The sequence below is a fragment of the Schinkia azotoformans LMG 9581 genome (assembly GCF_000307855.1).
In the GTDB taxonomy this organism is placed as follows: Bacteria; Bacillota; Bacilli; order Bacillales; family Bacillaceae_J; genus Schinkia; species Schinkia azotoformans.
In genome coordinates, this window is the sequence record NZ_AJLR01000037.1 from 1 (window position 1) to 15,163 (window position 15,163).

Consider the following 15,163-nt stretch of genomic DNA (forward strand, 5'->3'; position numbering starts at 1 on the left):
GATAATAGATAACATAGATTAATCCTCACCAAACAGAGTTCGCAGCCCGTTTGATAATAGATAACAAAGATTTATCCTCACCAAACAGAGTCCCACCACGGTTTGATAGCAGATAATTCCCTGATATTCATCTTAATAGTCGAGACATTTCAAATTTCTGCACAAATATGCGTTTTCACAAAAAATTACTCGAAATTTGTTGTATATATAGTATAATAATACGGATAGGGAGGAGGGGCATTTTTGGGTAGAACAAAAGAAAAAGATTCCAAAGTAAAACTTTCAGAACGAGAGCAGGAAGCACGCTTAGTTCGCAAAATAGTAGCTACTATTTTTACAATTGTTGCACTAATAATAATTGGAACAGCAATTTTTGGATACTTTTATATAAAATCAGCGTTAGAGCCGGTTGATGCAACCGACAAGTCAGAAACAAAAGTGACAATACCAATTGGTTCGTCCGTAAGAGGTATCGCGAATACCCTTGAAGAAAACGGCATTATTAAAAATAGTACAGTCTTTCGCTATTATGTGAAATTTAAAAATGAATCGGGATTTCAAGCAGGCGATTATAATTTAAGTCCATCGATGGAATTTGGTGATATTATTGCTCATTTAAAGACAGGTAAGGTTATGAAAGAACCTGTTTTTACAATTACAATTCCAGAAGGAAAGCAGCTTGAAGAAATTGCAACAATCATCTCGAAGAAGACAAATTATTCAGAGGCTGAGATCATCAAAAAACTTGATGACAAACAATATATTAAAAGCTTAATTAAAAAGTATCCAGCGATTTTATCAGATGATATTTTAAATGCTAAGATACGTCACCCATTAGAGGGCTATCTATTTCCGGCAACGTTTGAATATTATGAGGACGATCCGAAATTAGAAAATATCATAGAAGATATGCTTTCAAAAACAGAAGATATTGTATCCTCTTATTTAGGTCAAATAGAAGAAAAAGATCTTTCCGTTCATGAGTTTATGACGATGGCTTCTTTAATTGAAGAGGAAGCAACCGAAAAAGGGGACCGTGAAAAGATTTCTGCTGTTTTCTATAATCGTATTAACAAGAATATGCCTCTACAAACAGACCCAACTGTCTTGTACTCTATGGGCAAGCACCAAGTTGGAATCACCTACGATGACTTAGAAGTAGACTCACCGTATAATACGTATAAAAATTCTGGTTTGCCACCAGGGCCAATTGCAAGCCCGGGTGAAATATCGATGGCAGCTGCAGTAAATCCTGCGGGTGGTAAATATTTGTATTTTTATTCACGTCCTAACGGTGAAACGATCTTCACAACAACATTAAATGAACATAATAATATTAAGAATAAGTATAAGCATGAGTGGGATGAATTTAAAAAATCATAAGATTGGGGAATGTGAATTGGGCGTGTAAGCTGTTCAATTAGCATTCCCCCCTCTTGTTGTGATAAAATATCCTGAGGCATTTAACTTTATTCAGCAGAATAAAGTTAAAGCCTCCGGCGGATGCCTCAGATTTTCAAAGGTAGTTTTTCGAGCATGCCAGCTCGAAAATATCCGCGGGGCGCAAATACGCCAAGGCGCATTTGATTTTGTAGTAGGAGGTCTTCATACTTGTTCGTCCCTAGTGATGTAACTGAATATATAGAGAGCCTGGTTCCTAATCGAGAACCTGCCATAGTAGAAATAGAAAAATATGCCGGGGAGCATGGTGTTCCAATTATGGAACTTGTTGGAATTGAAGCGATGCTTCAGTTTTTAAGACTTGTACAACCGAAGTCCATTCTCGAGGTTGGAACGGCCATTGGTTATTCGGCAATCCGGATGGCAAAAGTATTGCCTAATGTACGTATTGTAACGATTGAGCGCGATAAAAACCGTTATGATAAAGCGATCGAAAATATCGAAAAAATGCAATTACAAGAGCGAATAACCGTGATCTTCGGGGATGCACTTGAAACAGGTGAACAGATTGGCCAAAATGGTCCGTTTGATAGTATTTTTATAGATGCTGCAAAGGGGCAATATACTCGTTTCTTTGAATTATATAGCCCAATGCTTAGTCAAAATGGTGTTGTTTTTTCCGATAATATTTTATTCAGAGGTTTAGTTGCAAAAAATAATATTGAGGATCGACGACATAAAAGTTTAGTTGAAAAGATAAAAGGATATAACAAATGGTTAATGAATCATCCCGAATTCGATACAACAATATTGACTGTTGGTGATGGTATTGCCATTAGCCGTAAGAGGTGAAGAAAAATGAAAAAACCGGAAATTTTAGTAACACCGACAAGTGTAGAGGATATTGAACTACTAGCTGAAGCTGGAGCGGATGCTGTCATGATCGGCGAAGAGCGCTATGGTTTACGCTTAGCAGGGGAATTTAATAGAGAGGATTTGCAAGCTGCGATAGAGTTGGCTCATAAAAACAATTTAAAAGCTTATGTTGCAGTTAATGCTATTTTCCATAATGAGAAAATTGAAGAATTGAAGGATTACATTAAGTTTGTAAGTGATTCAAAGGCCGATGCAATTGTATTTGGCGATCCGGCTGTGTTGATGATAGTACGAGAAGTTGCACCGGAAATGAAACTGCATTGGAGTACAGAAACGCTCGCAACAAACTATTACACATGTAATTATTGGGGCCGTAAAGGGGCACAACGCTCTGTTTTAGCACGTGAACTTAACATGGATGCTATTGTTGAAATAAAAGAAAATGCAGAAGTTGAAATTGAAATCCAGGTGCATGGGATGACATCGATGTTTCAATCAAAACGGTCATTAATTGGCAACTATTATGAGTTCCAAGGAAAGAGTATGAAGATAGAAAACCGCTCCGGGCAGGATCAAATGTACCTTCACGATAAAGAACGTGATAATAAATATCCAATCTTTGAAGACGAGAATGGAACACATATCATGAGTCCGAATGATATCTGTATCATCGATGAACTTGAGGAATTGATAGACGCGGGCATTGATAGTTTTAAAATTGAAGGCTTACTAAAATCATCAGAGTATATTGTTGAAGTTACGAAAAAGTATCGCAAGGCCATTGATTTATGTGTCGAGACCCGAGATCAATATGAGAAAATAAAAGATCAATTGGTAGCTGATATAGAAGCAATCCAGCCGCCCAATCGTCCATTAGATACAGGCTTCTTCTATAAGGAAACTGTTTACTAGGATGAACCGTGTTACGTTTTTAAAAGAAAGGAATGTTCAGAGTGGCAATTACAGCTGATAAAATATCAAAAATCATCGACGGCAAGCGTGTCATCGTTAAAAAGCCTGAGCTCCTTGCTCCAGCCGGCAACCTAGAAAAGTTAAAAATTGCCGTTCATTATGGTGCAGATGCTGTTTTTATTGGCGGACAAGAATATGGCTTACGCTCAAACGCTGATAATTTTTCCCATGAAGAAATGGCCGAAGGGGTTCAATTTGCAAATAAATACGGAGCAAAAATATATGTTACAACGAATATTATTGCCCACAACGAAAATATTCCCGGATTGGAAGAGTATTTAAAGGGGGTTGAGAGTGCTGGTGTTGCCGGTATCATCGTTGCTGACCCACTTATTATCGAAACAAGTAAGCGGGTAGCACCGAAGCTCGAGACCCATTTAAGTACACAGCAATCCTTATCTAACTGGAAAGCAGCCCAGTTTTGGAAAGAAGAAGGTCTTGAACGGGTTGTATTGGCTCGTGAAACTAGTGCTGAAGAAGTTAGAGAAATTAAGGAGAAAGTAGATATTGAGGTTGAAACATTTATTCACGGGGCTATGTGTATCGCTTATTCCGGCCGATGTACGTTAAGTAATCATATGACTGCCCGAGACTCCAATCGAGGCGGCTGCTGTCAATCATGCCGTTGGGACTATGATTTGTATAAACTGGAAACGAATGAGGGGAATTTAGTGGATGTGCCACAATTTGTGGACACAGATCCGGCTTTTGCAATGAGTGCAAAGGATTTAAATTTAGTCTCATCGATTCCTATGTTAATTGAACTTGGTGTTGATAGTCTAAAAATAGAAGGAAGAATGAAGTCGATTCACTATATTGCAACGGTTGTCAGTGTTTATCGTAAAGTAATTGATGCCTATTGTGCTGACCCGGATCATTTTACGATTAAACAAGAGTGGCTGGAAGAACTTGATAAATGTGCAAACCGTGAGACAGCACCTGCGTTTTTTGAAGGGGTGCCCGGGTATAAAGAGCAATTGTTTGGAAATCATAGCAAAAAGACAACCTATGATTTTGTTGGAATGGTATTAGACTATAATCCTGACACACAAATGGTGACTTTACAGCAACGGAATCACTTTAAACCAGGAAATGAAGTAGAATTTTTTGGTCCGGAACTTGAGAATTTTAAAATGGTTATTGATAAGATTTGGGATGAGGAAGGAAATGAGCTTGATGCCGCACGACATCCTTTACAAATCGTGACTTTTAAAGTGGACCAGCCGGTGTTCCGTTACAACATGATGCGAAAGGAGATCTAATGAAAAAGCCAATCGTCATTGGTATAGCTGGCGGCTCTGGTTCTGGAAAAACATCCGTAACGAGAGCTATTTATGAAAAATTTTCAAATGAAAACATATTAGTGCTTGAACAGGACTATTATTATAAAGACCAAAGGTATATCCCATTTGAAGAAAGATTGACAACGAATTATGATCATCCACTTGCATTTGATAATGATCTGTTCATTACACATGTTAAACAGCTTCTCAATTATGAACAAATTGAGAAGCCTGTTTACGATTACAGTCTTCATACTAGGTCAAGTGAGACGATTCTGGTCCTACCGAAAAACGTGATTATATTGGAAGGGATACTCATCCTAGAAGATAAACGATTACGTGATCTTATGGATATTAAGGTTTTTGTTGATACAGATGCTGATATTCGGATCATTCGCAGAATACTCCGCGATATAAAAGAACGTGGTCGGACGATTGATTCCGTTATTGAGCAGTATGTAAGCGTTGTCAGGCCGATGCATTTGCAATTCATTGAACCGACCAAAAGATATGCCAATTTAATCATACCAGAAGGTGGCCAGAATGATGTTGCCATCGATTTATTGGTAACAAAAATCCAAACAATTGTTGATGAAATGGAAAATTTGTAATAGGATATTAAAAGTATACCTTTACTGTTGTATAAAGTTATGGGGGCTTTATAGAATTACTATACTTTTACGAAGTACATAATGATTAATAAAGGAATTAAAGGAGCGAAGGGATATGGCAGAAGAAAAAAGCTATTATATGACTGAAGAAGGAAAAGAGAAATTAATTAAGGAATTGGAATATTTAAAGTCAGAAAAAAGAAAAGAAGTTGTTGAGCGCATTAAAATTGCCAGAGGCTTTGGAGATTTATCAGAGAACTCCGAGTATGATGCTGCAAAGGATGAACAAGCATTTGTAGAATCACGAATTGCAACATTAGAAAAAATGATTCGTAATGCTGTCATCATTGAGTCAGATGGGGAAAATTCAACAACTGTAACATTAGGCAAAAAAGTAATTTTTGCAGAAATTATGTCTGATGGCAGTGAAGATGAAGCGGAGGAATATACCATTGTTGGTAGTGCAGAAGCAGATCCGTTTGAAGGAAAAATTTCAAACGATTCTCCAATGGCTGTGAGCCTTTTAGGACGCCATGTAGGTGATGAAGTCGTAGTTCAAACACCTGGCGGCGAAATAAAAGTTCGAATTAAAGATGTAAAATAATCTATTCAATGTTTAATAATTTACACCTCGTCAAAAATGATGATGAGGTGTTTTTTTATGAAAATAAAAAGAAGAGCAATATCTATCATTACCATAATAATGATTATTTTTATGGGCTTGATTGGAAGGCTGGCGCAAATACAGCTTATTCAAACTGAATCTTTTTCAAAACACCATGTTAACTTAATTGAAGCAAGTATTAAGCAAAGGACGCAATCGATTGTATTAGATGATGGAAGAGGCCGATTTACAGATCGAAATGGCGAGGCGATTACAAATGACTATTACCCAAGCCTCGTCCTATTTCCGTTTTTAAAAGATATGGACTGGCCATCCGCGAAAATAGCAAAAATAAGCGGAATTCCTGAACAGTATTTATTGGCTGAGGTTAATCAAGCCAAAGCTCCATTTGCCTATGGAGGAAAGCATCCAATTAAATTAACGGAAGAACAGCAGAAGCAGATTAATGACTTGAAAATTCCAGGGGTGTTTGCATTATACCAACAGGTTTATACGAATCAAATCGTAGCGCGGCACTTAATCGGCTTGGTCCGCCAAAATAAAGAACTGATCGAAAAAAGGTATAAAGAAAAATTAGAGATTGGCCTTGTTTCAGCAGATACAGAGATTGGTATAACTGGACTTGAGCGGGCTTTCGATGAATTCCTCCTTCCAGAAGGTGAATCGAAGCTGCTGTACCATGTCGATCAGTTAGGGGGCCCTTTATTCGGGCTTGAGGTTAAATATACAGCACCGGCTAACCCATATTACCCAACATCAATAAAAACGACTTTAAACAAACCACTTCAAGTTATTGCAGAACAAGCGATTGACAATATGGGAATGAAAAAGGGCGGGTTAGTATTATTAGATGTTGAAACAAGTGATGTTTTAGCTATTGTCAGCAGACCCCAGATGAACGAAGAAAATCCATTTGCAGATGCGGGTGGAGTGAACGAAATGATACAGCCGCAAATACCTGGTTCTGTATTTAAAATCGTAACAGCTGCTGCCGTCTTAGAAAATGATGCGAAGATTCGGGGAAGAAGGTTTAATTGTAATTTGAATTTGTACGGTGAAGTCCGTACCGATCGAGAACTGGGATCCTTGAATTTCGAGGAAAGCTTTGCCCAAAGCTGTAATTATACATTTGCCAAGTTAGCTGAAGAGATCACTGTTCAGAACCCTACGTATATGGAGGATTATGCTGAAAAACTTGGTCTTATTAGTCGGGTTGGTTGGCATGGGGATGTTTTCCATTTTAATCACTTCATGCAATTTCCAGAAGAGCGTGTAGGCCGAGTATGGGGGGATGAAAAAGACAAAAATGTAAAGAAGGCTATCAATCAAACAGCGATCGGGCAAAAGGAGGTTCGGGTAAGTCCTTTGGCAGTTGCCAATATGATGGCTACCATCGCCAGAGGAGGGCAAAAAAAACAAGTAAGAGCAGTATCTGAAGTTCAATATAAAAATGGAACTACATTATTTGCATTTCCGAAACAAACTCTTCAGGGGGAGGGGCTTTCCTCCTACACATCCGAGCAGCTCCAAAACCTGCTTAAAAGTGTTGTACAATCCGGCACAGGGGAGCGTTTTAAAACCTTGCCATACACTGTCGCTGGTAAATCCGGAACAGCTGAAACGGGACGGAATGGGTTAGTTAACAAATGGTTTGCAGCCTATTTTCCGGTTGAACAGCCCAAATATGCATTAGTAGTTGTCGATTTGGATGTAAAAGAATCAGAAGCGAAAACAAATGACATAGTCGAAATAGTCATTAAAAAACTATATGAATGGGATACAAAAAAGTGAAATTACTTTTAGGTGATACAAAATAATGGTAGAATACGAGGTGATATACATTTGACTTAAAAGTGGGGGACAGAGTATGAAATACGATTTCAAGGATTTATATGAAGGCCCGCGTTTTCAAAACAGGGCAAAAAAACGAAAGATTAAATTAATCATTACAAGTATTGCTGCTATTTTAGGTATTGTACTAATCATCGGTATCATTAATATTTTTTCAGGGGATTCTGAACAGGCGAATGTAGCCCTTGAAGAGCCAAATGAAACAGAACAAGCTGTAGATGACACGATCGACGAAGTTGCTGATGACGCCGAAACAGATGATGATACTCTAACTGCAGACAATAATGAGGCAGCCCATAATGAAAATATAACAGAAAAAGTTTCTCCTAATAAACAGGTAACTAGTAAAGATGAAAAACATGATGCTGCTTCAGACTCTACTAAATCAGAGGATCGGGAATCAACGGTAGTCGGTTCTATTAAGAAGGACTGGGAACCAGTTGGAACAGAGCAGGAAGGCGAACATGTTACGGATTTTACAAAAGGATCACAGGATTGGGAGGAAATGACCCAAGCTGTCAGCTCTGCAACAGGTCTATCAAATGATAATATGATCGTATGGTGGATGGGGAACGGTGGTGCTTCTAATAAAGCGATTTCTACAGTAAGTACAAAAGACAAAGGAACCTATTATCGTGTTCAGCTTGAATGGGTGAATGGCTCAGGCTGGAAACCTGTTAAGGTGGAAGAAGTAGAGGGGAACGATCATCAACCCGGAACAGAATCAGCAACGAGCACTGAAACAACTAAAAACAGATAATTAGACGTAGAAAAGAGGCAAAGCTTAGATGAAGATTGGTATTATTGGAGCAATGGATGAAGAAGTAGCTATTTTAAAAGAGAAGATACAAAATAGGGAAGACTTGACGATTGGGAAAAGTGAATTTTCAATCGGAAAAATTAATAATATCAATGTCGTTTTGTTAAAATCAGGAATTGGAAAAGTAAATGCGGCCGTTGGTACAACATTATTACTTGATCATTTCAAACCTGATTATGTATTAAATACAGGCTCGGCAGGAGGATATCATACTGAATTGAATGTTGGTGACATCGTAATTTCAACAGATGTTAGACATCATGATGTAGATGTAACCGTCTTTGGATATGAGTATGGGCAAGTTCCGCAAATGCCCCCTGGCTTCACTCCAGATGTACGTTTAATTGAAAAAGCGGAAAAAGCAGCAGCTGGGATTACTGATATCAAGGTAGCTAAAGGATTGATTGTAACTGGAGATTCTTTCATGGACGATCCCGTAAGAGTTGATTTTGTTCGCGGGAAGTTTACGGATGTATATGCGGTTGAAATGGAGGCCGCGGCCATAGCCCAAGTCTGTCATTTATTTAATGTTCCATTTGTGATCATCCGGGCACTATCTGACATTGCTGGGAAGGACTCCGATGTATCATTTGATAAATTTCTTGAAAAAGCAGCACTGCATTCTGCAACATTAATTTTAAATATTGTTAGTGAATTTGAACAGGAAAGGTAACAAATTGTAAAAGAGTGTGAGGACCTCCCTTTGAGGGATCAATCTTCGCACTCTTTTTAATTTGCAGAAAAGCTAATGTTCACATAAAATTCATTACTATACCATAAGAGATTATTACTCTCATAATAGTAGAAAATTATTATTATGGGATATTTTAAGATACATTTTGATTGTCAAAACTTTGCCTTATTTTATTCAAATTATTGATACAATTGGTTTCTTTTACTAATCAAAAGTAATGCTATTGTTATTTTGAAGTAATGTTTATTATTTCACAATTATTAATTGAGGAAAGGAGTGAAAAGCATATGCTAGAAAAAATCAAGGCAATTGATAAGAAATTATGGGTATTCATCGGGTTGTTTATCGGTATCGTTTTTGCTGCAGCAAGTGCACAGGCTCTGCATTATACCGATTCTGCTGATTTTTGTGCAACCTGTCACCCAATGGAGACGGCATATAGTAGTTTTAACGATTCTGTTCATGCGGACCTAACCTGTAATCAATGTCATGCACCAACAGACAGTATCGTAAGCAAGTATATGTTTAAAGCAAAAGCTGGTGCCCATGATTTTTACATGAATACATTTAATGTCGATGAAATTCCTGATGTTATTCATGCGAAACAGGCTACAACAGATGTCGTTCAAGAAAACTGTATTAGCTGTCACGAAAATACGATTAAGACAGTCAAACATGATGCAAAAGAAAATTGTATAGACTGTCACAGACAAGTGCCTCACGGTAAGAAAAACAAGTATAAAAATGATGAGTTTTTTAAACCGGGTGAATACGATATAAGCGGAAGAGAGGATGGAGTATAACATGAATAGCTTGAAGCGCGCTCTACTCTTAGCTGTGGTTGCAATTTTTGCACTGGCAATTATGGCTGCATGTGGAGCAAAAGATACCAAGAATGGTAGTGCTTCAGAGCCGATTGATACAGGTTTGCCGGCCGATACAATCAGCAATGAAGCATTTAAAGATTTATTCCCACTTCAATATGAAAGTTTTAATGCAACGAAGGATATGTCAGACACAAAATATGGCGGTTCAGTACCGACTTCTAAATTTGATCAAAGTAAAGAGCCTTTATTACCAATTTTATTTAATGGTTACGGATTTGCACTAGAGTATAATGAAGACCGCGGTCACGTTTATGCTAATGAAGATATCGAAAAAATTGCTCGTATTAACGACAAATCATTTGGTTCTTGTTTAACTTGTAAATCAACAGCGGTACCACAATTATTAAAAGAAGAAAACATGGGTGACAAGTATTGGGGAGCTAATTTCCGTGCTGAAGTGTTACCTGCAGCAAAAGAAATGGGTCACTCTCCAATTGGATGTTCTGACTGTCATGACCCTCAAACAATGGAATTAAGAGTAACGCGTCCAAGTTTTGCTAAAGCAATGGAATCACAAGGAATTGATATTTCAAATCCAACAAAAAATCAAATGCGTACATATGTATGTGCACAATGTCATGTAGAATATTACTTTGAGCCAGAAAAGAAAGAAGTAGTATTCCCATGGGCAAATGGTTTCAAGCCGGAAGAAATGTATGAATACTATGAAACAGTTGCCAAAGACCAAGGTTTTAAATCTGATTGGCAGCATAATATTTCAGGCGCACCAATGTTAAAAGCACAGCATCCTGAGTTTGAAACTGTGTCAACAGGTACACATGGTAAAAACGGTGTTTCTTGTGCAGATTGTCACATGCCTTATGAGCGTTCAGACGGTAAGAAGAAAGTTTCTTCTCATAACTGGACTTCACCACTTAAAAATATAGAAGCATCATGCCGTACTTGTCATGCTGACAAGACAGCCGAAGAACTAAAGAACAATGTAGAGTCAATCCAAGATACACATAAAGACGCACTAGATAAAGCAGAAGAAATTTCTGTTTCATCACATTATTATGTAAATAAGATGATTACTGCAAAAGCACCTGCAGCAAAAATTGCAGAAGCTCAAGAATTAGTACGTAAAGCTCAATGGTTCTGGGATATTATCGCTGCAGAAAATTCAACTGGTTTCCATAACCCGCAAGGTGCAATGGATTCACTAAAAATGTCATCTGAATATTCAAGTGAAGCTATTATTCTAGCAACTGAAGAGCTAGTTAAGCTTGGTGTTAATGTTGACGAGCTTAAAGCTGAAATCGAAAAAGCAACAAAAGCAGTATTAGCTGAAACTGATAACTTTAAGAAGAAAGATCATGCAACAAATACTTTCTTCCCAGCTCAACAGCCACCTGCTGCACCAGCTAAAAAATAAGTAATATTTGTTCAGAGGCATCGTGCATCATTCATGGATGTACGATGCTTTCTTATTGAGAACTATTTTTTGTTAATAGAACTTTTTGATAATTTTAGTATATAAAAAAACAACCTAAAATACAACGTAAAAGAATGTTTGTCCATGAAATTTATCACGGACTGATGTAACGATTTTATGAATTATTATATGTATGAATTTTGACAATAGTTCTGTGCTTATGTTATTAACCTAAGTTTTCTAATACAATCATTGTAGATTTATTAGAATAATAACTTCATTTATTTTCGAAAAGAAGGGGTGCCTTTTATGAAGCACTTTTTACATAATGGATTATTAATTGTTATAGCTTTTACTTTTAGTTTCATCTGGTTCATGAGCCCAGATGAACCGAAAGCGGAAATGAATCAATTCAAATTTGAAGAACTGACAATCGTGCTTATGCCAGAATACAATCTGCATCCGGATGAGGACATAACCGATCCCAATCTATTAATCGGTTTTCATGGAAAAATAATGAATCAATCTAAAGATGAAATAAAAAGTGTAACAGTGCGGGTTCCGGCAAAAGAAAAGAATTTTGTCGTAAGTCTAGCGGCTGTTCAAACTTCAGATACAGAGGAAACGGTTAAAGAAATAAAGTACAAGCTAAATGAGGATGAAGAATCTATCACTCTCCAATTCCCGGAAGCTGTTCAGCCTGGGGCCACTTTGAAATTTATGCTTGAGTACTTCTATACACCAATAAAGGTTACAAATGAACAAAAAGAGTTTTCCTACTCTTACTCGGCAATTGCGGATGCGGACTTAATGAATCTTATGCTGTTCGAACCACTTGGAACAGAAAGCTTAACGGCAACGCCAGCCAGTCAAAAACAAGCTACCGATACGATGGGCGTTAAGATGCATTTATATGAATATAAAAATGTCAAAACAGGGGATGAGAAGCAATACAGTTTTTCGTATGTGAAAGTCGATGATGTGACAACTGTTGAAAAGGTTGAACAAATCACATCAGAGCATAGTGAATTAACAGAAGCACTCAATGAGGAACAAATCCAAGCTAAAAGCGAAACGACTGCTAAAGGAGTATTCAATGCAGAATTAATAGTTGGAATAGCATTAATCCTCATTATCGCTATTTTATTTGTAGTCATGTTTATGAAAAAAAGAAAGCAAAGGAATACGAAAGTAAATAATCCTTCCATTGCCGATAAAAAAGAACTAAGGAAACTGCTTGCTGAAGGGAAAATCGGTGAAAAAGAATATATGGAAAAGCTATCTAAGACTAAATAAGGAGTGAAAAGTATTGAAAAAGAATACGAAAATGTTAATGGGTTTTAGTGCAATTTTTATCGGTATAGTAATCCTTCTTATCGCCGCTACACCTGGTTCGAGCGGGACGGAGCTGACCCTTGAAGAGTTTATTAAGGAGCCGCTGAAATATGAAGACCGCTATGTGATGACCCAAGGGAATTTAATCGAAGATACGATTACATGGGATGCAGACAAAATTGATTTGCGTTTTGATATTAAAGACGATAAAGGAAATGTATTACACGTTCAGCATACCGGTGTGAAACCGGACAATTTCACAGAGGGGGTTATTGTCATCATCGAAGGCTTTGTAAATAAAGATGGCTCATTCACTGCTGAAAAAGTACAAACAAAATGTCCTTCAAAATATGAAGGAGAAGATGCAGGTAACTATGACCTAGAAACACATCAAAAGCTGACTGAAACAAAGTAAGAATATAGTCAGACAGAAGGAGCAGTAATAAATGTACATCATAGGAACGGTAACGATCTATTTAGGACTTGTTATTTCGATCTACGCCTTAATCGCTTTTATTATTGGTATTCGTAAGCAAAATCAATCCTGGATCAACAGCGGGAAAAATAGTGTATTGATGATGTTCTTTATCTCTAGCATTTTAATGACACTATTATTCTTAGCACTAGGAACAGACCAGTACCAGTTTAAATATGTTTCAACCTATACGAGCTCAGACCTTGCCCTAATCTATAAGCTTTGTGCCTTATGGGCGGGAAATGCCGGATCGCTTTTACTATGGACGTTCTTCTTAACGATGTATAACGCGATGGTCATTTTCTCTAAGAAGATGAAAGCAAATCCGATGGTTCCCTATATTTCATCCATTCTACTAGGAAATACAATATTCTTTTACTTTTTACTGGCAACGACAGCAAAACCTTTTGAATTAAATGAAGTCATTCCCAGAGAGGGTAACGGATTAAACCCAATGCTTCAGGACCCAGGGATGATTCTTCATCCGGTAACCCTGTATTTAGGGTATGTTGGTATGGCTGTTCCATTTGCGTTTGCGATTGCGGCCCTTATGTTAAAGAATGTTGATTCATTTTGGATTCGGATGACTAGACGTTGGACGCTTTTAGCTTGGCTATTTTTAACGCTAGGCAACGTCATTGGCGGCTGGTGGGCTTACTTGGAATTAGGCTGGGGCGGCTATTGGGCTTGGGACCCGGTTGAAAATGCTTCTTTTATGCCATGGTTAACAGTAACGGCGTTTTTACATTCAGTGATGATCCAAGAACGTAAGCAAATGCTAAAGGTATGGAATTTAAGCTTAATTATTTTATCCTACTCATTAACATTATTTGGAACATTCCTCGTAAGAAGTGGAGTGTTAACGTCAGTCCATGCATTTGGGGATTCCAATCTTGGAACGTATTTCTTAATCTTTATGGCATTTGCCGTTATATTTGCTATGTATGTGATGATGAGCCGCTATCAGCTATTAAAAAAGGACAGCGGACAATTTGAATCCTTCTTATCGAAGGAAAGCAGCTTCTTAATTAATAACTTAATCTTGGTTGGTGCTACCTTTGCCGTCTTTTGGGGAACGATATTCCCACTTGTGTCCGAAGCAGTAAAAGGAACGAAAGTAACCGTAGGAATCCCATTTTTTAATACGGTTATGTCACCGATATTGTTAGGGTTAATGTTTGTAATGGCTGTTTGTCCATTGATTGCATGGCAAAAGTCAACCGTGAAAAACTTACAAAAGAATTTCGTGGTTCCTGCCTTATTAAGTATAATCGTTGCCGTTATCTTATTCGTCTTCGGTATTCGTGGAGCCTATCCGTTGGTTTCATTTGGTATCGTGTCCTTTATGTTACTGACACATCTTCTAGAAATCTATCGTGGTGTCAGGGCAAGAAGATCTGTTACGAAGGAAGCCTACCCGGTTGCATTGGTTCGCTTAATGACGAAGAATAGACGTCGATATGGCGGATATACCGTTCATTTCGGAATCGCTTTAATGGCGATTGGGATTATTGGTTCACAAAACTTTGATGTTGAAACAATGAAAACAGTGGCAATCGGTGAAACGATTCAGCTTGAAAACTTTAAAGTCACTTATGAAGAATTGGGACAAAAGCGGGAAGGTATGAATGATGTTGTGTATGCAGTCCTTTCAGTTGAAAAGGATGGTAAAAAGCTTGGGAAAGTGATCCCGGAGAAGATTTTCTTCGGAAATAACAATCAGCCCCCTTCAACCCGGGTTGGACTATTGTCAAGTTGGGAAGAAGACCTTTACACAGTTCTAAGCACCTGGGAGGCTGACAAGCGTGCCACCTTTGTAGTTCGTATCAATCCATTAGTGAAATGGATTTGGACTGGTGGAATTGTTGTTATTATTGGTACTCTGTTTGCAATTTGGGGCGGAAAATATAATCAAATTACACCAAGATACACTGGGGCAGAGCGCAAGGTCTCATAGA

General features: G+C 37.8%; 14 protein-coding genes. All 14 read left to right on the forward strand.

Annotated elements, in window-relative coordinates; translation table 11 throughout:
* The first annotated feature begins 243 nt into the window (after positions 1-243).
* The 14 genes from mltG to BAZO_RS03165 all read left to right on the forward strand — a co-directional run bounded on the left by mltG (position 244) and on the right by BAZO_RS03165 (position 15,162).
* Positions 244-1,383, forward strand: a complete 1,140-nt coding sequence (gene mltG, locus BAZO_RS03100) for an endolytic transglycosylase MltG (protein WP_003329804.1) — start codon at positions 244-246, stop codon at positions 1,381-1,383.
* A gap of 228 nt (positions 1,384-1,611) precedes the next feature.
* Complete coding sequence (locus BAZO_RS03105) at positions 1,612-2,253, forward strand: O-methyltransferase (protein ID WP_003329805.1); 642 nt, start codon at positions 1,612-1,614, stop codon at positions 2,251-2,253.
* Positions 2,254-2,259: 6 nt separating this feature from the next.
* Positions 2,260-3,189 carry a peptidase U32 family protein gene (locus tag BAZO_RS03110; RefSeq protein ID WP_003329806.1) on the forward strand — a complete coding sequence of 310 codons (930 nt, stop codon included), beginning with the start codon at positions 2,260-2,262 and terminating at the stop codon, positions 3,187-3,189.
* 32 nt (positions 3,190-3,221) lie between these two features.
* Entirely contained in the window at positions 3,222-4,511 is a 1,290-nt protein-coding gene (locus tag BAZO_RS03115; protein ID WP_039956958.1) for a peptidase U32 family protein, read from the forward strand.
* Entirely contained in the window at positions 4,511-5,143 is a 633-nt protein-coding gene (udk, locus tag BAZO_RS03120) for a uridine kinase (RefSeq protein WP_003329808.1), read from the forward strand. Before BAZO_RS03115 ends, udk begins: the two co-directional genes overlap by 1 nt.
* Positions 5,144-5,258: 115 nt before the next feature.
* On the forward strand, positions 5,259-5,747 hold the full coding sequence (gene greA / locus BAZO_RS03125; protein WP_003329809.1) for a transcription elongation factor GreA: 489 nt from the start codon (positions 5,259-5,261) through the stop codon (positions 5,745-5,747).
* A gap of 57 nt (positions 5,748-5,804) precedes the next feature.
* Complete coding sequence (locus tag BAZO_RS03130; protein WP_003329810.1) at positions 5,805-7,559, forward strand: peptidoglycan D,D-transpeptidase FtsI family protein; 1,755 nt, start codon at positions 5,805-5,807, stop codon at positions 7,557-7,559.
* Between the two features lie 76 nt (positions 7,560-7,635).
* Positions 7,636-8,379, forward strand: a complete 744-nt coding sequence (locus BAZO_RS03135) for a YrrS family protein (protein WP_003329811.1) — start codon at positions 7,636-7,638, stop codon at positions 8,377-8,379.
* Between the two features lie 28 nt (positions 8,380-8,407).
* Positions 8,408-9,112: a 5'-methylthioadenosine/S-adenosylhomocysteine nucleosidase gene (gene mtnN / locus BAZO_RS03140; protein WP_003329813.1), complete on the forward strand. Its 705-nt coding sequence runs from the start codon at positions 8,408-8,410 to the stop codon at positions 9,110-9,112.
* Positions 9,113-9,420: 308 nt separating this feature from the next.
* On the forward strand, positions 9,421-9,936 hold the full coding sequence (locus BAZO_RS03145) for a cytochrome c3 family protein (RefSeq protein WP_003329814.1): 516 nt from the start codon (positions 9,421-9,423) through the stop codon (positions 9,934-9,936).
* Position 9,937: 1 nt separating this feature from the next.
* The gene (locus tag BAZO_RS03150) at positions 9,938-11,395 is read left to right on the forward strand and encodes an ammonia-forming cytochrome c nitrite reductase subunit c552 (RefSeq protein WP_035193963.1); all 1,458 of its coding nucleotides are present in this window, start codon (positions 9,938-9,940) and stop codon (positions 11,393-11,395) included.
* 309 nt (positions 11,396-11,704) lie between these two features.
* Positions 11,705-12,691 (forward strand): hypothetical protein, encoded by a 987-nt coding sequence (locus BAZO_RS03155; protein WP_003329816.1) that lies wholly within the window; start codon positions 11,705-11,707, stop codon positions 12,689-12,691.
* 13 nt (positions 12,692-12,704) lie between these two features.
* The gene (locus BAZO_RS03160; RefSeq protein ID WP_003329817.1) at positions 12,705-13,145 is read left to right on the forward strand and encodes a cytochrome c maturation protein CcmE; all 441 of its coding nucleotides are present in this window, start codon (positions 12,705-12,707) and stop codon (positions 13,143-13,145) included.
* Positions 13,146-13,176: 31 nt separating this feature from the next.
* Positions 13,177-15,162 carry a heme lyase CcmF/NrfE family subunit gene (locus tag BAZO_RS03165; protein WP_003329818.1) on the forward strand — a complete coding sequence of 662 codons (1,986 nt, stop codon included), beginning with the start codon at positions 13,177-13,179 and terminating at the stop codon, positions 15,160-15,162.
* Position 15,163: the final 1 nt, after the last annotated feature.